Below are 3,036 nucleotides of genomic sequence, written 5' to 3'. Positions count from 1 at the left end.
ATGGTAGATCTGGAGACATGACGCGAGAACACCATCGGGAAGCGGAAGCGGAAGCGGAAGCAGGGACAGGGACAGGGACAGGGGCCGAGGTCGGGGCCGGGACTGGGGCCGGGACTGGGTTGGAGGCCGGAATGGGGAGGGGGACGGAAGAGGCCGGGCGGCCCGGTGCGCCGGACCGGCTCGACGTGCTCCAGCGTCGGCTGGCCGGCTTCGCGGCGGCCCGTGGCTGGCAGCCGTTCCACACGCCGAAGAACCTGGCCGCGGCCCTGAGTGTCGAGGCCGCCGAACTGGTGGAGATCTTCCAGTGGCTGACGCCCGAGCAGTCGGCGCGGGTGATGGAGGACCCGGGGACGGCCGGGCGGGTGGAGGACGAGGTCGCCGACGTCCTGGCCTACCTGCTCCAGTTCTGCGAGGTACTGGGTATCGACGCGGGAGCCGCGCTCGCCGCGAAGATCGAACGCAACGAGCACCGCTTTCCGGTCACGGAGCACCGTTCCGGGGGCGGAAGCGCACAGGTACCGGAGGAATCCACTCCGGATTCGCCGAATCGTCACTCTCCGGAGTGATTGAGTTGTCCACACCGCATTTGGTATCCACAGATTTCTGAATTCCCCTGGCTTTTCCGGCGGTTAGTCATCACTCTGGGTAGTGACGCAGTGGCGGGCGGCTCTCTGGGCGAGTCCCTGGGCGGAGGGCACCGAGGGCGCGCCGAGGAGCATCACCGAGGAACAGAGCGAACACCGAGCACACCGAAGGGCGGCACGGCGCCGACCGGAGGCGGTACCGCCGGACGGACCGAGCGGTCGGAGCAGTCGGAAAAGCGGGGGACCGGTTTTATATGGACGCAATGCGGCTCATCGGGGCCACGAGAACGGCGTTGGCGCAGGCCGGAGTCGTTCAGGACATCGTCGTGGAGGCATGGCAGACGCAGGCGCTCGCGGGGGCGATCGGCAGCCATCTCGCGATCCACGGACCCTTCGAGGTCCGGGCCGCGGCGGGCGGCCTGAGCGAGGCCGGCGCACGCGCATCCGGTGCGCTGCGCCAGACGCTGCGCACCGGGGCGATACGGGCCGCGCAGCTCACCGAAGTGCGCGACCACTGGGCCACGTTGACCGGGCTCTGCGCGCTGCTCGGTGAGGTCGGCATAGCCCTCGTGGGCGTCGCCTGCTCCTCCGACGAGGACGCCCTGTACTGGCAGTGCATCGAGGCGATCGACGCCGCCGACGAGACCAGCGACAGAGTGCGCTGGTTACAGAGACGGCTCGCGCTCCGGGAGCGGGAAGGTGGCGCCGCGTGAAGCGCGGGCGGTCAGTCGGTGTCTCCCTCGTCGGCCGCGGGGCGCTCGGCGGGCGCCTGCAGATCGGCGTCCAGCTGCGACAGGTCGGCGTCGAGCGCGGCCATCAGCTCCTCCATCTGCTGGAGCAGCCCCTTGGGCGCACCCTGCTGCGGGGGAGCGGACTGGGCGGGCACCGTTCCTTCGGGCACGGCTTCCTGGGTCATCGCGGCCTCCTCGGCCAGGCCCTCCCGGTGCGGGCGGGCGGCGTTGCGATCGTCGCCTCCGGCAGCGGACACCGGTGCGCGGGCCGGGCGGTCCGGCTCCGCCCGAGCCAACGATCACCGGGCCCGGCGGACACTTCCCACCCGCCGTGGAGCGCGGAAGTTCACCCGACCGTGGTGGGCGGTGCGAAGGAGGGTGCGGACGGTTGACGCACGTGCGGCAGTGCAGGATGGGGGCATGGATCTGCGTATCTTCACCGAGCCCCAGCAAGGGGCGAGCTACGACACGTTGCTGACCGTCGCCAAGGCCACCGAGGATCTCGGCTTCGACGCCTTCTTCCGGTCCGACCACTACCTGGCCATGGGCTCCGCCGACGGGCTGCCGGGACCGACCGACGCCTGGATCACCCTGGCCGGGCTCGCCCGGGAGACCCGCCGCATCCGGCTCGGCACCCTGATGACTGCGGGCACGTTCCGGCTGCCGGGCGTCCTCGCCATCCAGGTGGCGCAGGTCGACCAGATGTCCGGCGGACGGGTCGAGCTGGGCCTGGGCGCGGGCTGGTTCGAGGAGGAGCACAGGGCGTACGGCATCCCCTTCCCCAAGGAGAAGTTCGGCCGTCTGGAGGAGCAGCTCGAGATCATCACAGGGCTGTGGGGGACGGAGGTCGGCAAGACCTTCACCCATCACGGCACGCACTATCAGCTCGCCGACTCGCCCGCGCTGCCGAAGCCCGCGCAGGCCAAGGTGCCCGTGCTGATCGGCGGTCACGGTGCCAAGCGGACGCCGAGGCTCGCCGCCAAGTACGCCGACGAGTTCAACATCCCCTTCGCCTCCGTCGAGGACAGCGAGCGCCAGTTCGGCCGGGTGCGGGCCGCCGCGGAGGAGTCCGGGCGCAAGGGGAGCGACCTGGTGTACTCCAACGCCCTCGTCGTCTGCGTCGGCAAGGACGACGCCGAGGTGGCCCGCCGGGCGGCCGTCATCGGCCGTGACGTGGACGAGCTGAAGACGAACGGGCTGGCGGGCTCGCCCGCCGAGGTCCTGGACAAGATCGGCCGCTATACCGCGATCGGCTCCTCCAGGATCTACCTCCAGATCCTCGACCTCGACGACCTCGACCACCTGGAACTGATCTCGTCCCAGATCCTGCCCCAGCTGGGCTGATGGTCCGGCGAACGGCCGAGGAAGCCCCCGAGGAAGCTCCTGAGGAGTGCCCATGACGCCCGCCCCTGCCCCCGGCCCCGCTCCCGGTCCGGTCGTGCCGCTCGCCGAGGCCCTGGCGAGCGGACCACTCGTCCTGGACGGGGGTCTGTCCAACCAGCTGGTGGCGCAGGGCTGTGACCTGTCCGATGCCCTGTGGTCGGCCCGGCTCCTCGCCGACGGGCCGGAGCAGATCGAACGGGCCCACGCGGCCTACCTGCGGGCGGGCGCTCGGGTCCTCATCACCGCCAGCTACCAGGCCACGTTCGAGGGGTTCGCCGCCCGTGGCATCGGCCGGGCGAAGGCGGCGGAGCTGCTGCGCGGCAGTGTGGGACTGGGCA

5 protein-coding genes are annotated in these 3,036 nt (G+C 71.0%); 4 read left to right on the top strand and 1 reads right to left on the bottom strand.

Going from position 1 to position 3,036, the window contains the following annotated elements; genetic code table 11:
* The first annotated feature begins 131 nt into the window (after positions 1 to 131).
* Together K6I34_RS34495 and K6I34_RS34490 are read left to right on the top strand one after the other, a co-directional pair.
* Complete coding sequence (locus K6I34_RS34495) at positions 132 to 566, top strand: nucleotide pyrophosphohydrolase (protein ID WP_229331983.1); 435 nt, start codon at positions 132 to 134, stop codon at positions 564 to 566.
* A 272-nt stretch (positions 567 to 838) separates the two neighbouring features.
* Positions 839 to 1,297, top strand: a complete 459-nt coding sequence (locus K6I34_RS34490) for a DUF6099 family protein (RefSeq protein ID WP_229331982.1) — start codon at positions 839 to 841, stop codon at positions 1,295 to 1,297.
* A gap of 11 nt (positions 1,298 to 1,308) precedes the next feature.
* Here the strand turns inward: K6I34_RS34490 and K6I34_RS34485 are convergent, their stop codons facing one another.
* Entirely contained in the window at positions 1,309 to 1,572 is a 264-nt protein-coding gene (locus tag K6I34_RS34485) for a hypothetical protein (protein WP_374231102.1), read from the bottom strand.
* Positions 1,573 to 1,735: 163 nt separating this feature from the next.
* Between K6I34_RS34485 and K6I34_RS34480 the strand changes: the two genes are divergently transcribed.
* Together K6I34_RS34480 and K6I34_RS34475 are read left to right on the top strand one after the other, a co-directional pair.
* Positions 1,736 to 2,659, top strand: coding sequence for an LLM class F420-dependent oxidoreductase (locus K6I34_RS34480; RefSeq protein ID WP_229331981.1), 924 nt, complete (start codon positions 1,736 to 1,738; stop codon positions 2,657 to 2,659).
* 52 nt (positions 2,660 to 2,711) lie between these two features.
* A partial coding sequence (locus tag K6I34_RS34475; RefSeq protein ID WP_229331980.1) for a homocysteine S-methyltransferase family protein occupies positions 2,712 to 3,036 on the top strand: 325 nt, incomplete at its 3' end.

This window comes from Streptomyces sp. UNOC14_S4 (assembly GCF_020740835.1).
GTDB lineage: Bacteria > Actinomycetota > Actinomycetes > Streptomycetales > Streptomycetaceae > Streptomyces.
The sequence above is the reverse complement of the archived record's forward strand: the minus strand, read 5'-3'. Positions and strand labels throughout refer to the sequence as shown.